This window comes from Pedobacter sp. 22226 (genome assembly GCF_052045455.1).
GTDB classification, from domain to species: Bacteria; Bacteroidota; Bacteroidia; order Sphingobacteriales; family Sphingobacteriaceae; genus Pedobacter; species Pedobacter jeongneungensis.
In genome coordinates this window covers 110063-126785 of the sequence record NZ_JBQEPB010000001.1, presented here as the reverse complement: position 1 = coordinate 126785, position 16723 = coordinate 110063, and the positions used below count along the sequence as shown (strand labels likewise).

General features: G+C 38.5%; 15 protein-coding genes. 13 read left to right on the top strand and 2 right to left on the bottom strand.

The genetic code is table 11. The features are described 5' to 3' along the window. Positions 1–121 precede the first annotated feature (121 nt). The 7 genes from pyrE to ACTJKC_RS00515 all read left to right on the top strand — a co-directional run bounded on the left by pyrE (position 122) and on the right by ACTJKC_RS00515 (position 9452). Positions 122–787: an orotate phosphoribosyltransferase gene (gene pyrE, locus ACTJKC_RS00545; protein WP_344850777.1), complete on the top strand. Its 666-nt coding sequence runs from the start codon at positions 122–124 to the stop codon at positions 785–787. A gap of 37 nt (positions 788–824) precedes the next feature. After that, positions 825–1223, top strand: a complete 399-nt coding sequence (locus ACTJKC_RS00540) for an SRPBCC family protein (RefSeq protein ID WP_344850775.1) — start codon at positions 825–827, stop codon at positions 1221–1223. A 143-nt stretch (positions 1224–1366) separates the two neighbouring features. After that, entirely contained in the window at positions 1367–4042 is a 2676-nt protein-coding gene (locus ACTJKC_RS00535; RefSeq protein ID WP_440789337.1) for a family 78 glycoside hydrolase catalytic domain, read from the top strand. Between the two features lie 580 nt (positions 4043–4622). Continuing rightward, positions 4623–7223, top strand: coding sequence for an ATP-dependent chaperone ClpB (clpB, locus tag ACTJKC_RS00530; protein WP_344850772.1), 2601 nt, complete (start codon positions 4623–4625; stop codon positions 7221–7223). A gap of 265 nt (positions 7224–7488) precedes the next feature. After that, positions 7489–8142 carry a hypothetical protein gene (locus tag ACTJKC_RS00525; protein ID WP_440789335.1) on the top strand — a complete coding sequence of 218 codons (654 nt, stop codon included), beginning with the start codon at positions 7489–7491 and terminating at the stop codon, positions 8140–8142. An 11-nt stretch (positions 8143–8153) separates the two neighbouring features. Beyond that, on the top strand, positions 8154–8651 hold the full coding sequence (locus ACTJKC_RS00520; RefSeq protein ID WP_344850766.1) for a hypothetical protein: 498 nt from the start codon (positions 8154–8156) through the stop codon (positions 8649–8651). A gap of 150 nt (positions 8652–8801) precedes the next feature. After that, on the top strand, positions 8802–9452 hold the full coding sequence (locus ACTJKC_RS00515; protein ID WP_440789333.1) for an outer membrane beta-barrel protein: 651 nt from the start codon (positions 8802–8804) through the stop codon (positions 9450–9452). A 165-nt stretch (positions 9453–9617) separates the two neighbouring features. Here the strand turns inward: ACTJKC_RS00515 and ACTJKC_RS00510 are convergent, their stop codons facing one another. Further along, positions 9618–10820, bottom strand: coding sequence for an MFS transporter (locus tag ACTJKC_RS00510; protein WP_344850763.1), 1203 nt, complete (start codon positions 10818–10820; stop codon positions 9618–9620). 103 nt (positions 10821–10923) lie between these two features. Between ACTJKC_RS00510 and ACTJKC_RS00505 the strand changes: the two genes are divergently transcribed. Further along, positions 10924–11481, top strand: coding sequence for an NADPH-dependent FMN reductase (locus tag ACTJKC_RS00505; protein ID WP_440789331.1), 558 nt, complete (start codon positions 10924–10926; stop codon positions 11479–11481). A 318-nt stretch (positions 11482–11799) separates the two neighbouring features. After that, the gene (locus tag ACTJKC_RS00500) at positions 11800–12402 is read left to right on the top strand and encodes an outer membrane beta-barrel protein (RefSeq protein WP_344850759.1); all 603 of its coding nucleotides are present in this window, start codon (positions 11800–11802) and stop codon (positions 12400–12402) included. Between the two features lie 81 nt (positions 12403–12483). Here the strand turns inward: ACTJKC_RS00500 and ACTJKC_RS00495 are convergent, their stop codons facing one another. Then, complete coding sequence (locus ACTJKC_RS00495; RefSeq protein WP_440789329.1) at positions 12484–14136, bottom strand: M28 family metallopeptidase; 1653 nt, start codon at positions 14134–14136, stop codon at positions 12484–12486. Positions 14137–14766: 630 nt separating this feature from the next. Between ACTJKC_RS00495 and ACTJKC_RS00490 the strand changes: the two genes are divergently transcribed. The 4 genes from ACTJKC_RS00490 to ACTJKC_RS00475 all read left to right on the top strand — a co-directional run bounded on the left by ACTJKC_RS00490 (position 14767) and on the right by ACTJKC_RS00475 (position 16663). Then, positions 14767–15189 (top strand): hypothetical protein, encoded by a 423-nt coding sequence (locus ACTJKC_RS00490; RefSeq protein WP_440789327.1) that lies wholly within the window; start codon positions 14767–14769, stop codon positions 15187–15189. Between the two features lie 68 nt (positions 15190–15257). Beyond that, entirely contained in the window at positions 15258–15698 is a 441-nt protein-coding gene (locus tag ACTJKC_RS00485; RefSeq protein ID WP_440789325.1) for a c-type cytochrome, read from the top strand. Positions 15699–15717: 19 nt separating this feature from the next. Next, positions 15718–16179: a hypothetical protein gene (locus ACTJKC_RS00480; RefSeq protein WP_440789323.1), complete on the top strand. Its 462-nt coding sequence runs from the start codon at positions 15718–15720 to the stop codon at positions 16177–16179. A 25-nt stretch (positions 16180–16204) separates the two neighbouring features. Then, a complete protein-coding gene (locus tag ACTJKC_RS00475; RefSeq protein ID WP_440789321.1) occupies positions 16205–16663 on the top strand; it encodes a hypothetical protein in 459 nt (152 codons plus the stop codon). Positions 16664–16723 lie beyond the last annotated feature (60 nt).

The following is a 16723-nucleotide window of genomic DNA, read 5'->3' as shown; positions in this document are numbered from 1 at the left end:
ATATTTGTAGTATTGGAATGTCGAAATCAAATCCCGATTCCCACATTTTTCTTCCCCAATGCAAAACAAAGGGGATTAATAAACGTTATGACAAACACAAATAAATCTGTAATTTTGAGCCATGTATAATAAAAGTGATATTGAATTAAAGGTAGCGGAATTTTTATTACAGATAAAAGCAATTAAATTACAGCCAAACAATCCCTTCACCTGGGCATCTGGCTGGAAATCGCCAATTTATTGCGATAACAGAATTACCCTTTCCCACCCTCAGGTTAGAACTTATATTCGTCAGAAACTGGCGCAGGCCATACAGGAAGAATTTGGTTCTGTAGATGTAATTGCAGGTGTTGCAACCGCTGGTATCCCGCAGGGCGTATTGGTTGCGCAGGAACTAGGTTTACCTTTTATCTACGTAAGGGCTAAAGCCAAAGAGCATGGCACCGGAAGTTTAATAGAAGGCGAAGTAGTAGAAGGTCAGCGTGTGGTGGTTATCGAAGATTTAATCTCAACCGGAAAAAGCAGTTTACAGGCTGTTGAAGCTTTAAGGGCTGCAGGTTTATCAGTTGCCGGTTTAGCTGCAATATTTACCTATGGTTTTGAAAAAGCGGATGAAAATTTTGCCGCTGCGAAATGCCGTTTCCTTACTTTATCAAACTATGCTGCTTTAATCGATTATGCTGCCGAGCATAGCATCATTGCTAAAAGTGATATGGAATTATTAGGAAAATGGCGTTTAAATCCATCAGAATGGGGACAGGGACAAGTTTTGAGTTCAGAGTCATAAATTTTGAAGTAAGAACAAAAATCTATAAAAATATATAATGACTGTTATTGAAAGCACAGTAGAAGTTAATAAACCCGTTGCTGAGGTTTATACTTTCCTATCCAATATGAACAATCATCAGCAATTGATGCCTGAGAATATTTACAACTGGGAGTCAACTGAAGATGATGCACGGTTTACCATCCAGAATATGGCAAAATTGGCCATCAAGATTTCTAACCGTGTAGAAAACCAGGAAATAACGGCAATTCCAAGTGAGAAAGCACCTTTTGATGTAGAATTAAAATGGACGGTTGCCGATAACGGAAATGGAACTACCACTGCGAAACACATTATTTCAGCAGATTTAAATATGATGATGAAGATGCTGGCATCGGGTCCTTTGCAAAAACTGGCCGATCATCAGACAGAAAAGCTAAAAGAAATATTAGGATAAAAAATGATTTTACCGATTTGAGTGATAACACAGATAAAAAAAGACGAGTTAAAGCTCGTCTTTTTTTGTGCGTAAAAATTCCATTGCGGTTCTTCTATCAGCATATTATTTTAATACCTTAGTTTTTGGATAAGCCCTAAACTATGAACCAAAGATTTTTACAAATTACCACTTTACTTTTTGCCCTTTCTCCACTTTCCAAATCATCTGCCCAATCGGTTACTGCTTTAAAAACCGAATATTTAGTTAACCCCATTGGCCTGGACAGCACAAATCCACGTTTTACCTGGCAAATGGATGATGCCAGCCAGGGCGCCAAACAAAGTACTTACCGTATTCTGGTTGACACCGATTCTGCCTCATTGATAAAAGCTAATGCAAAATTATGGAACACCGGCTGGGTGAAATCAGATCAAAATCTGATCGTTTATTCGGGCCAACTACTAAAACCTTTTACCAAGTACTATTGGCGGGTAGATATCGCCAACGGAAACAATAAAAAATCAAATAAGGTGAACATCGCCAATTTTGAAACAGGCATGATGAAAATGGGAAACTGGCAGGGCTCATGGATTTCGGATACCGAAAACACCAAACTTAAACCTGCCCCCTATTTCCGCAATACCTTTAACGCCAATAAAAAAATTAAATCGGCAAGGGCCTACATTGCTGCTGCCGGATTGTATGAACTTTCGATCAACGGAAAGAAAATCGGTAACCACCGCATGGATCCGATGTACACGCGTTTCGATCGCCGTACTTTATATGTTACCTATGACGTAACTGATGCCATTAAGCAAGGAAAAAATGCCATTGGCGTGTTATTGGGTAACGGTTGGTACAACCATCAATCAACCGCTGTTTGGTATTTCGACCGTGCTCCATGGCGTAACAGACCCACTTTTTGTCTCGATATACGCCTAACTTACGAAGATGGTACCACCGAAACCATTAAATCGGGCAAGGACTGGAAAACTGCTTTAAGTCCTATAATTTTCAACAGCATTTATACGGCCGAGCACTACGACGCACGACTGGAAAAAACAGGCTGGAATACTCCTAACTTTGATGATAAAGGCTGGAAAGACGTGATGTTCCGTTCTGCTCCTTCAAAAAATATTGTGGCGCAGGCGTTACATCCCATTCGTAATGTGGAGGAAATAACCAGCAAAAGCATCAGAAAATTTAATGATACCACTTACCTGTTCGATCTGGGCAGGAATATCTCGGGGGTAAGCAAAATCACTGTAAATGGTCCTGCCGGAACAGTCATTAAACTAAAACACGGCGAACGTTTATACCCTAACGGACATGTGGATATCTCAAACATTGATGCCCATTACCGTCCAACGGATAATACCGATCCGTTTCAGACTGATATTTTGATTCTAAATGGAAAAGGTAAGCAAAGTTTTATGCCTCACTTTAACTATAAAGGTTTTCAATACGTAGAAGTAACCAGCTCTGGTCCTATCCAATTGCAAAAAGAAGATCTGGTTGGTTATTTTATGCACAGCGATGTGCCGGTTGTGGGCGAAGTTAAATCGTCAGAACCGATTATCAATAAAATTTATTATGCCACCAATAACTCATACTTATCGAATCTTTTTGGCTACCCGACTGATTGTCCGCAAAGGGAGAAAAATGGCTGGACGGGTGATGCACAGATTGCCATAGAAACAGGCCTGTATGGCTTTGATGGTATTACGATTTACGAAAAATGGCTGGCCGATCACCGTGATGAACAACAGCCGAATGGCGTTTTACCCTCTATTATCCCAACCGATGGCTGGGGCTACGAATGGGGAAACGGACCAGACTGGACCAGTACAATCGCCATCATCCCATGGAATGTGTACCTGTTTTATGGTGATGAAAAATTACTGGCCGATTGTTACCCAAACATCAGGAAATATGTAAACCACATCGACGAAACCTATCCTACAGGTTTAACGACCTGGGGCCTGGGCGACTGGATCCCGGTAAAATCAAAATCTCCGGTAGAGCTTACTTCTACCTGTTATTATTATGCTGATGTGGTAATTTTAGCCAAAGCAGCCAGAATTTTAGGTAAAAATGATGATTACCTGAAATATACAGCCCTCGCTAAGAAAATAAAAGATGCTTTTAATGCCAAGTACCTGAACAAAGAAAAAGGGATTTACAACACCGGCATCCAAACCGAAATGAGTGTTCCGCTTTACTGGAAAATTGTTCCCGAAGAATCTGTTGCCCTAGTTGCCAAAAATCTGGCCAAGCGTGTAGAAGCTGATGGTTTCCATTTAGATGTTGGTTTACTGGGCACCAAAGCCATTTTAAATGCACTTAGTGAAAATGGCTACAGCGATGTTGCCTATAAAGTTGCTGCCCAAAAAACATACCCAAGCTGGGGTTGGTGGATGGAAAATGGGGCCACTACTTTATACGAAAACTGGCCGATTGATGCCAAATCAGACATCTCGATGAACCACATCATGTTCGGAGAAATTGGGGCATGGTTGTACAAATCACCGGGAGGCATTAAACCTGATGAAAAACAGCCTGGTTTTAAACATATCATTCTCGATCCGCATATTACGGAAGGTCTGGATAATTTCGAAGCCAGCCACATTGGCCCTTATGGAAAAATTACCAGCGCCTGGAAAAGGATTAATAACGGGATCAGATATGATATTACCATTCCGGCCAACTCTACTGCCACTATAAATTTACCGGTAAATTCCGGCGCAAGTATTTCTGTTAATGATAAAATTACAAGTAGTAATAAAATAGATTTACCAGCAGGTAAGTATGTAATCGAGCAAAAAGTTGGGAAATAATTAAGATGCTACTGTCCAGACCTCGCAGGTTTTTGAAACCTGCGAGGTCTGAAATAGAAAATGTTTGCGCTCGTTTCCAAACGAGTGCATAAATAGCGAAACGATTCTATCGTTTGAAACGATAAATTATTCAACGCTCGTTAGAAACGAGTGTTAGCTAAAACCCGCTTTAACCTTAATAAAAAATCTATCGATATAGATCTCTCCACTACGTTTCGGCCGGGATGACGACACTTTTTTATGAAGTGGCCTAACGCGATAAATACCGCGTTAGGGATTGTAAGGGTTCAGTACCGATCCTTCATCGGTACCGGAGCGAAGCGCAGCCCTGAAAAGCCCGACCCTTTCCCGATTTTTCATCGGGATTGGGTAACGCCCAAATCAGTTAACAGTTACCAATTGTCAATACAAACCTCGCAGGTTTCGAAAATCTGCGAGGTTAAGCACTTACAACACGACAAATTTTCAGCACAAAACACTATAAATCAGCAATTTAGTCATTAAAAATAAAATCTTACCGACAAAATTTCCGATTCTAAAATCAAAATAACAGTGGCATTTGTTTTGTCTTAAAGCGGATATGAACTTCAACAATTTTACGATAAAAGCCCAGGAAGCAGTTCAACAGGCTTCTGAAATAGCCCAAGGCAATCAGCAACAGGCTATTGAAACGGCACACCTGCTTAAAGGTTTGCTTACTGTTGATGAAAACGTGGTTTCTTATGTTTTAAAGAAACTGAACGTTAACCTGAATACACTAAATCAAAACTTAGATGCAGAGATTGCCAAATTCCCGAAAGTGAGCGGAAGCAATGTCTATCTGTCATCAAATGCCAATAGCGTTTTACAGAAAGCGCAAACATTTTTAAAAGAATTTAAAGATGAATTTGTATCCGTAGAACACTTGTTATTGGGTATCCTTGCCGTTAACGATAGCACGGCCAAATTATTAAAAGAGCAGGGTGTTAACGAAAAAGACCTTAAAAAAGCCATTACAGAATTGCGTGGTGATAACCGCGTAACCGATCAGAATGCCGAAGCAACTTACCAGGCTTTAAGCAAATATGCCCGTAACCTGAACGAATATGCTGAGAGCGGAAAACTGGATCCGGTAATCGGTCGTGATGAAGAAATCCGTCGTGTAATCCAGATTTTATCGCGCAGAACCAAAAATAACCCGATTTTAATCGGTGAGCCTGGTGTGGGTAAAACCGCCATTGCAGAAGGTATTGCTTTCAGGATTATTAAAGGCGACGTGCCCGAAAACCTGAAAAGTAAAGTGGTGTATTCGCTTGATATGGGTGCATTAATTGCAGGTGCAAAATACAAAGGCGAGTTTGAAGAACGTTTAAAAGCCGTAGTTAAAGAGGTTACACAAAGTGACGGGGATATTATCCTGTTTATTGATGAGATCCATACTTTAGTGGGTGCCGGTGGTGGCGAAGGCGCCATGGATGCCGCAAACATCTTAAAACCTGCCCTGGCCCGTGGAGAATTACGTGCCATTGGCGCAACTACTTTAGATGAATACCAAAAATACCTTGAAAAAGATAAAGCCTTGGAGCGCCGTTTCCAGAAGGTAATGGTTGAAGAACCTGATACCCAGGATGCGATTTCGATCCTCCGCGGATTAAAAGAGCGTTACGAAACCCATCACAAAGTGCGGATTAAAGACGAAGCCATTATTGCGGCTGTAGAAATGAGTCAGCGGTATATTTCTGATCGTTTTTTACCAGATAAAGCCATCGATTTAATGGATGAGGCGGCTTCTAAATTGCGCATGGAAATGGACAGTGTACCAGAACATGTTGATGCTTTAGACCGCGAGATTATGCGTTTGGAAATTGAACGCGAAGCCATTAAACGCGAAAAAGACGATAGAAAAGTTCAGGAACTTTCGGAAGAAATTGCCAATTTATCGGCAGAGCGCGACGAATTTAAAGCCAAGTGGCAGGGTGAAAAAGACCTGGTAGATGCAGTAAACAACGAATTAGAGCAGATTGAGCATTACAAATTAGAGGCCGAACAGGCTGAACGTGCCGGAGACTATGGCAAAGTGGCCGAAATCCGTTACGGAAAAATTAAAGAGGCTCAGGATAAAGTGGAGAAACTTAAAGCCGATCTGGAAAGTCAGCAGACCGATAGCCGCATGCTTAAAGAGGAAGTTACTGCCGATGATATTGCAGGTGTAGTGGGCCGTTGGACAGGTATTCCGGTTACCAAACTGATTGCCAGTGAGCGCGAAAAACTGCTTCATTTAGAGGAAGAATTACACCAGCGTGTAGCCGGACAGGATGAAGCAATTGAAGCTATTTCTGATGCCATTCGTCGCTCGCGTGCAGGCTTGCAGGATAAACGCAAACCAATTGGATCTTTCATCTTTTTAGGTACAACCGGGGTGGGTAAAACCGAATTGGCAAAGGCTTTGGCAGAATTTTTATTCAACGATGAAAATGCCTTAACCCGTATCGATATGAGTGAATACCAGGAACGCCACGCCGTATCGCGTTTAATTGGAGCGCCTCCGGGATATGTGGGTTACGATGAAGGCGGACAGTTAACGGAAGCGGTAAGGCGCAAACCATATTCTGTGGTATTGCTTGATGAGATTGAGAAAGCACATCCGGATGTATTTAACATCCTGTTGCAGGTGTTGGATGATGGACGTTTAACCGATAATAAAGGCAGGACGGTTAATTTTAAAAACACCATCATCATCATGACATCAAACATCGGAGCGCATTTGATTCAGGATAATTTTAAAAATTTAAGTGATGAAAACCGCGATGAAGTAATTGCCAAAACCAAAAACGAATTGTTCGAGGTGTTGAAACAAACCATCCGTCCGGAGTTCTTAAACAGAATTGATGAGCTGATTATGTTTACCCCGCTAAACCGCAGCGAAATCAGAAACATTGTTGGTTTGCAGTTTAAACATGTACAGCAAACCCTGGCAGAAATGGGTATAGAAATGGAAGCCAGCGACGAAGCTTTAGATTGGCTGGCACAATTGGGTTACGATCCGCAATTTGGTGCCCGACCGCTAAAAAGAGTAATCCAAAAAAGAATCTTAAACGAACTGTCAAAAGAGATATTAGCGGGTAAGATAGATAAAGACAGCAAAATTAAGCTGGATATGTTCGATCACAATTTTGTGTTCCTGAACCAGAAAGCAGATTAATACATATCGATTAAATTAAAATCCCATCCTGATTATACCGGGATGGGATTTTTTTATTTAAAAGCCAGGTTACTTTAAATTCAAAAAAAAGTCGTCATTGCAATGACGGCTCAAGTTGGTCTGGATTTGCAATCCAGATCCCCGAACTGTGGATTTATAATCCACTCACAAAATACTTCCTTTACGTAACTAACATGCTAGTTCATTTTCTTGTTTTTTAATTCAATAATGATTATTATTGATTACACACAAAAACACAAATAAAATGAAACCTAAATTAATCATTATGGTGCTTCTATGCGCCATTAGTTGGCGCAGCTATGCCCAAACTGAAAAAGGCTCCGGCTTTGCAGGCGGAAGCGTAAGTTTTGGAACTTCCAAACAAAACAATTCCTCACCCAGTTTAAACACGTTTACCTTAACGCCAAGAGGAGGCTATTTTCTAGCTAACAATTTTGCCATAGGCCTTGAAATTCCTTTAAATCTTTCAAAACTCAGAGGTGAAAGTTATATCGCATGGAACGACGAATACGGATATTACGAAGAACAGCGTGGGGTAAAGGAATTTAGTTTTGGTATCTCCCCTTTCGTACGTAAATATGTGGATATTAAAGATCGCTTTAAGTTTTTTATGCAGGCTAACCTATTACTGCAGATCAATACTTTTAACAGAATTGATGAAGAAGGTTACCTGATCCGAACAGATGCCAAAATAAAGGGATGGGGTGCAAGTATAAGTCCTGGCTTTAGTTATTTCATATCCAAACATTCGGCTTTAGAGTTTTCACTGCCGGTGGTATCTTTTTTCCATCAAAATTATTATGCAGCAGAATCGCTTTACAATTACGACAAAACCAATAACCTGAGGTTAGCCCTGCAAAACTTTACCCCAACATTTACATTTAATTATCACTTTTAACAGCTCATAAAATGAAAAATATATTCGCCAAAATATTAAGTTTAACCGGCATAAGCTTAATATTACTTTTAAGTTTACCAAACCAGGTAAATGCTCAGCGCTTTCGTGGCAGAATAGAATATTACAGCAGCGTATTCCCTTCTGAAGATGGAAAAATCAAAACTATAGATGATACTAAAATTGAATATTATAATTCGGTTTTTAAATCAGAAGATGGTAAAGTAAAATCAATTGGCGATACAAGGGTAGAATATTACAACAGTGTATTCCCATCTGAAAATGGAAAAATTAAAGCCATTGGTGATATTAGAATTGAATATTATAATTCCGTTTTTAAATCGGAGGATGGAAAAATTAAGTCGATTGGCAACATCAGGTTCGAATACAATAACACCGGCTCTCAAAAAAGTGATGGCAAAGTAAAATCAATCATTAACGAAAACGATGACCCGGAATCAGAAGATGCGCTGGATACCTATTACTTTATTGAAAAACTGAACCGTCAATAGTTTATCTCCAATAAACCGCATAATCCAGGCTAATATTTAGTCTGGATTTTTTTCGCACTGACAATCAAACAATTAAGATAAAATCAACTAAGCGAATAGTTTATGTCGTTTTTTTATTTTATCATTGGAAACACAAAAACACAAATGAAAATGAAAAAACAATTATTAACGCTGGCAGTGGTATGCGCTATCGCTATGGGAGCCACTGCCCAAACTGAAAAAGGAGACAATTTAATTGGAGGAAGTTTTAGTATTTCTTCGTCAAAAATGGAATCACCTAATTACGAAAAAAGAAATTCGTACGGCATCAATCCTAGTTATGCTCACTTTTTTTCTAAAAACTTAGCTATCGGATTAATAGCAGGTGCCAATTATAGTAAAAATACCAATAATAATTTCGACTCTTACTATAATATTACATCAACAAGAACAAGCAAACAAAAAAGTTTTTCAGTTGGTCCTGTAGTGAGGTATTATGTAGATATTGTTGATAAACTTAAAGCTTTTGGGCAGGTTAGCGGAACAATTGGATTTTTAAAAACAGATGAAACCTATACTGGCAATTATAACTATAATCCTACACCCAATACTAAATTTACCCAATACAATGCATCAATCAGACCAGGATTGGCATTTTTCCCAACTAAAAAACTTGGTATAGAGCTTGGCTTTTCTCTGCTCTCATACAATAAAATTGATTATAAAGGTGATGCGCCAGCTAATACCTGGTACGATGCAGAAGCATTTGATTTCGGCTTTAATACCTTTAATCCTTTTTTAGGGTTTAATTTCCATTTTTAAACCTATGAGGCTATCGAAACGCTATCCATAAAATCATAGCGATTCCTTAGACAGGTTATCGTTGATATATTTCCATAAAAGTTCGTCATTCCCTCGCAGGCGGTTGGGAATGACGATTTTTCGTGGCAATTTGATTAGCTAATCCCCTGTCATTCATATTGATTTCTACTTCTTCTTCGTTTCAATATTAGGCAGAAAACCTGTCAACAAACCAATCAGAGGCAGAAACGCACAAATATTAAACACATATTCAATACTCGTAGAATCGGCCAGCTTGCCTAACAAAGCCGAACCAATACCGCCCATACCAAAGGCAAAGCCAAAAAACAAGCCGGCTACCAAACCTACCTTTCCGGGAATCAGCTCCTGTGCATAAACCAGAATGGCCGAAAATGCCGAAGCCAGAATCATCCCGATGGGAACGATAAGCACGCCTATCCAGAACAGGCTGGCATGTGGCAACAATAATGCAAATGGCGCAGTACCCAATATCGATGCCCATATTACATATTTCCTTCCGATTTTATCGCCGATAGGACCACCCAATAAAGTACCTGCAGCTACCGAAAATAAGAACACAAATAAATAAATCTGCGAAGTTTGCACCGAAACGTGGAACTTATCAATCAGGTAAAAGGTAAAATAATTGGTTAAACTCGCCATATAGAAATATTTGGAGAAAATTAACAACAATAAAATACATACCGAAAAGATCACTTTGCCCCTCGAAAATTGGTTTACAACTGTTTGAATATTAATCTTTTTACTTCTAGAAAGCATAAAGCCTTTGTACCAGTTGCCCACATAGGTTAAAATCATAATGGCCAATAGCGCAATAACTGAAAACCAGATTACGCTGAACTGTCCATACGGTACAATGATCCAGGCGGCGAGTAACGGTCCTAATGAACTTCCGGCATTGCCGCCCAATTGAAATACAGACTGCGCCAGTCCCCTCTTCCCGCCCGATGCAGCATGTGCCATCCTCGAAGCTTCGGGATGAAAAATGGAAGAACCGATACCGATAAAAGCAACAGAAAGCAGCATGGTATAAAAATGGGCCGATTGTGAGAGCGAAATCAAACCGATCAGGGTAAATCCCATCCCTACTGCCAGCGAATATGGCTGAGGTTTTTTATCCGTATATAAACCCACAAATGGCTGTAATAAGGATGCCGCCAATTGAAAAGTAAGCGTAATTAAACCAATCTGCGAAAAACTTAAATGATAACTGGTTTTAATAATCGGGTAAATCGCTGGAATTAAGGATTGTATGGTATCGTTTAAAAGATGCGAAAAACTTAAGGCGAAAAGTATCGGAAAAACGGTTTTTTCAATAATGGAGGTGGTAGATGTATTTTCTGTCATAACGAATAGCTTATAAGCCAAAAATAAGGATAATAAATTTTTAAACTACACCTGATGTCCTTGCAAAAACCAAACATTTTGATAATGTTGCGGTTTTATAGCTATGGAAAAAATTAGAAAAATTGTGGGTTTATGTGGAAGCTTGCGTAAAGGCTCTTATAATGCAATGTTGCTTAAAGTAGCAGGCGGATTGATTCCTGAAGGAATCGAATTTGAAATTGTAGCTTATGATGACGTTCCTATTTATAATGCAGACCATGATTTGCCTGAAACCGAAGAACGCCCGGCAAGCGTTACCAAATTTAGGGAAGCACTGGCTGCTGCCGATGCTTTTATTATCGCATCACCCGAATATAATTATTCTATTCCTGGAGGATTGAAAAACGCCATCGACTGGGCCAGTCGCGGTAAAGATTCGCCCTTGATGCACAAACCTGTTGCCGTAATGGGTGCTACGCAGGGCATGTGGGGAACAGTTAGGATGCAAACTGCTTTTTTACCCGTTTTTACTTTCTTAAATATGAATCCTGTTTTACAGCCGGAAGTATTGATTGCACAGGCGCAAAATAAATTCGATGCGGATGGAAATTTAACCGACGAAAGAACCATTGGCATCATTCAAAAGAAAGTAGAAAACCTGATTTCAGCTTGTAAGGTTTAATTATAATAGCAAGAAGGTTTCTCTAAAAACCTGCCATTTCTGCTATCATAAAATCTGACATTTATACAAAAAAAGTCAGATTGTCAATTTGTCATGCCTAAAAAATTAATCAATCGATTGATTTTTCGTCACACCAAAATAATATTGACTTAACATTAAATTTACATTAGTTTGTGAACTAAGGAGTTAGCCAAAAACTGATTTTTTGATGACGCAGGCAATGTTTTTTGGCACAAGTGTTGACTTTTAGGCGAATATAGTCAGACATTAAAATAGTAAAATTGACTATATTTTAATAACAAATAAATAATAAAAAAGATGAAAAAACTATTATTATCTTTAGTAGCAGTAGCAGGTTTAGTTTATGGTGCAAAAGCACAAACTGAAAAAGGAAATTTTATGTTAGGTGGTAATGTAGGTGTAAACTCTACAAAAGTTGATGGCGCTCCAAAAGCAGATTTCAGCTTCACCGTATTACCAAGTGTTGGTTATTTTATCAGCAATAATTTTGCAATCGGTACCGGTGTTGGTTACGAATACAATAAAACAGTAAGCGAAAGAACACAAAACGGCGCTTTTAAAGTTGCTCCTTTTGGTCGTTACTATGTTGGTTTATCAGATCAGTTTAAATTCTTCGGACAATTATCTGTGCCTTTAGCTTTCGGTCAGTTAAAAGTAACTGATGCTAACGGCGATAACGCAGTTAAAGTGGGTACTACAACTAACATCGGTGTAGAAGTTGCTCCGGGTTTTGCTTTCTTCCCAACTAAAAAAATCGGTATCGAACTTTCGGTTAAAGGTTTAAGCTATGATAACTATACTGTTAAAGCTGAAGGAACAGGCGCTAAAGTAAAATCAAACAGCTTTGGCTTAAACGCTGATACTTTTGCACCAAGATTAGGTGTTCAGTTCTACTTTTAATTAAACCTCCCTTCGGGGAATGTTTAATAAATGACTTTTTTCAAGAAGCGTCCCGGTTATAAATCGGGGCGCTTTTTGCTTTTATTTCTTTTCTCTGATGGCTTTAAATTCAGATCCCTCTTTCCATTTCGGATAGGAATCTTCATTACTGATGCGGTAGCCCAAATCAAAAAGCATGCGCACATCTTCAATAATACCTGATAAATCCCAGGTTTTGGCATCGAAATTATCCTGTGGCGAATGGTAGCGGAACTTCGTAAAATCGGCCACCTGCTTTAAGCCCCACTCCCTGCCGTTTTTAATATTATCTACACCCGAGCCGGTAAATAAAGAGGGTACACCAACCTTGGCCAGGTTAAAATGATCAGAACGATAATACAGGCCTGATGAAGGCACAGGATCAGGCACAATTACCCTCCCCTGCTTTTTAGCAGATTCGGCAGCATAATCTTCCAGCTCCGATTGTCCAAAGCCATATACCACAATATCTTTCGTTTTACCGGCAATGCCCATCATATCCATATTAATATTGGCCACAGTTTTGGACAAAGGAACAGCAGGATGTTTGGCATAAAATTCCGATCCCAGCAAGCCCTGTTCTTCTGCCGTGTACGAAATAAATAGAATAGTCCGGCCTGGTGCTTTGGGTAATTTCTTAAATGCAGAGGCTATTTCGAATAATGCAGCAACTCCGGTGGCATTATCAACAGCGCCATTATAAATAGAATCGCCCTTTATCTTCTCTCCCACACCCAAATGATCCCAATGGGCTGAATAAATGATGGCTTCATCTTTACGCTTTTCGCCCGGTATCTTAGCCAACACATTATAGGTAACCGATTTTTTGATGGTATTTTTAACCTTTAACGAGGTGGTCATATTCAAATCGACTGCTTTAAAACCTTTTTTACGTGCACTTATAGCCAGCTGATCGAAAGATTTACCATCCATTGCAAAAAGTTGTTTCGCTTTATCTAAAGTGATCCAGCCTTCTACCACAGCCCGGTTCATGCCATTATCTTCACTTTGCAAAGTAAGTTTCGATTTCGACCAGCCGCTGCGCACCACCGTCCAGGGATAAGCTGCAGGTTCAGTATCGTGTACAATAATAATCCCTGTAGCACCCTGCCGGGCAGCTTCTTCAAACTTATAAGTCCACCGACCATAATAAGTCATGTTTTTACCCTTAAACAAAGTTGAATCGGCAAAACCCGGATCATTGATCAGTACCACTACTGTTTTTCCTTTTACATCCAGATTGGCATAATCATTCCAGCCGTATTCGGGAGCCACAATACCATAACCGGCAAAAATTAGCGGCGAATTACTAATGCTGACCTCGTTTTGAACCCTTCTGGTACCTGCTACAAAATCGGTTAGATAATTTAAGGTTAATGAAGCAGTTTTCCCTTTAAATACCATTTTATCTTCCGGTATAGATTTAATCTCGACCATAGGCACTTCCTGAAAAAAACTATTGCCATTACCTGGGGCCAAACCCAGTTTTTCGAACTGCGCTTTCAGATAATTGATTGTTTTGGTTTCGCCATTGGTAAAGGGTTTTCTTCCTTGCAAGCTATCGGCCGCAATTACAGATAGGTATTGAGTTAAACTGGAATCGTTAATGGCTTTTATCGCTAAAGAATCGGCACCATCACTGCTACTTTGAACACTTTGTTTACAAGCGCCAAAGAAAAGGAGCGCACAGCCTGAAAATAGTAGTATTTTTTTCATTTATAAGGAATTGGTTTTATTTATTGATCGCATTTGCTGAAAAATACGAAGAAAATGCTAAATAGATTAACTGTAACTGAATATTGTTCTAAGTGATCAGGCACATATATTTTATTTATTTGTATATTAGTTTACGTTTTTATCAAAACTATCCTTTAAAACGTATTCATCCCACATTATTTTTTGATTATTTAAAATTTAAACGGATGAAAAACGACCTGCACCTATTGAACCGGTTATTGGTTCAGATTTTACCGACTACTGAAACATCTTTTACAGCTCACCAAAGTATTAATAATTAGCCAACTGACAGAAACATAACGAGTGGATTAACATATGGAGATGGGGGCCCGGCAACCGTTGCTTACAATAACTGGTGTATATCTCCAAATATTGGTACTCATGAATTTTTTCATACCTTAACTTTGGATGATTTATATGGCAAAGCAAATGCTGATAAGTTGATGTCTGCAATTGCTTCAAAAACAAACAACAAACTTTCGAATCAGGAATTAGCCAAAATGAATATATACTTAATGGAATCTCTGGTAAATATGACTAATGGATCGTTTACAAATCCTAATTTAAATACACTGAATAAATTAAGAACCTTTTTAAACAACCCTATTTATGGATTTAAATTCAACAAAACCAAATTTAGGTAGCTTATTTATCGGTCTGTTAATCATCGGATTTTCCAGCTGTAGCGACCCAAAAGAAAAAGATGTAAAGATTAGGCAGACTAAAATAGATACCTGTAATTTAAACCTGGAAAAAGGTCATTTACTTGAGGTCGATGTGAGCTGCAGAAGCTGCCATGTAGAAAGTGAAAATAGAACTTCTCTTGATTTGCCAACGATGTACGATCTCTCCCGGATGGACAGCTTAAAGTTAAATAACTTTATATTCATCAGTAAGCATAAAGACTATTTCAAAAAAGATACACTTTTAGATTTCAGGTTAAAAAGCATTACTCGTTTCTCGGAATGTGAACGAAAAAATCTTGTGCATTATATAAAAAACTACAAGCGTTACACCCGATCAGATTTTTAATGTTTCATTTAGATATCTGTAATATGATCAAAACAAACTTAAATATATTAAGGATAAGCAGTTTGCTAATGTTTTCTTTAGCAATTGGCTGTACAAACAGCAACAAAACCAGCATTGCAAAAACGGATATACCACCCAGAGATACCTGCGGACCATGGTATTCTGCTGCAGGAAATGACATTAGAGACAGCAAAGGAAGTGATTTAGCATTTGATATTGGCTGCAATAGCTGTCATCCTTCTGGCGGAAATAGAACCATGATTACATTACCAACCTTCGAAGAAATATCACGGATAGATAGCTTAAAGTTAAGGGACTTTATCTTCATCAGCAAGCATAAAGGTTATTTTAAGAAAGAACCAGCATTGAACTATAAAATTAAAAAAATCGATAGCCTATCAGATTGTGACCGCAAAAACCTGATACATTATATCAAAAACCAGAGCAGAATAATTGTACATGTTTTGCAAATACCCAATGATCCTTCAGATACTGTACCTGTAAAATAAGTTTTAAATACCTCTACCAATGGATTTAAATATAACAAAGTTAATTTTAGGTAGTTTCTTGATTATCTTATTTATTATTGGCTGTAAAGGTGAAAATAAAGAAGTAACCACTAAAAATGATGCTAAAATGTTAGCCGATACTTGCGGTGCTTTATACCCTGCAAAAGGAAGTGAGCTAGAATTTAGTATCGGCTGCAGAAGTTGTCATGCTCAACAGGAAAAAAGAATTTATTCTCACGTACCTTCTTACTTTGAGCTATCAAAAATAGACAGCCTAAAACTAAGAGACTTTATCTTCATTAGCAAGCATAAAGGATACTTCAAAAAGGAACCATTCTTAAATCATAAAATTAAGACTTTAGATAGTTTATCAGATTGCGATAGAAAAAACCTGATCCATTATATTAAAGAATACAATCGCCCACATGTGTACATATTAAGAACCCCTGAAGATGTTAAAGATACCATACCTGAAAAATAAGCGTAAGTTCTAAACTCTCCCACCAATGGATTTTAATATAACAAAGCTAAGTTTAGGTAGTTTATTAATGGTTTTAATTGCTTTAAGTTGCAGAAACAATGATAAAACTGATGTGCTGGTTAAAAACAAAACTGACACCTGTAAAGTAGATACAGAAAAGGCCGAGAAGCTTGGACGAGGTATTAGCTGCACAGGTTGCCACACTTTAGCAGATGAAAGAGTTGGACCTAATGTGTTTACCATGAAAGAGGTTTCTGACATGGATAGTTTAAAATTAAGAGATTTTTTGTTCATCATTAAGCATAAAAAAAATCTTAGTTTATATAAAGAAGCTCCAATTGCAAAACAACGGCTTGAAAAAATTGATAGTCTATCGGAATGTGACCGCAAAAACCTAATTCACTATGTAAAAGAATACAATCGCCCAAATGTGTACATATTAAGAACCCCTGAAGATGTTAAAGATACTTTACCTGAAAAATAAGCGTAAGTTCTAAACTCTCCCACCAATGGATTTTAATATAACAAAGCTAAGTTTAGGTAA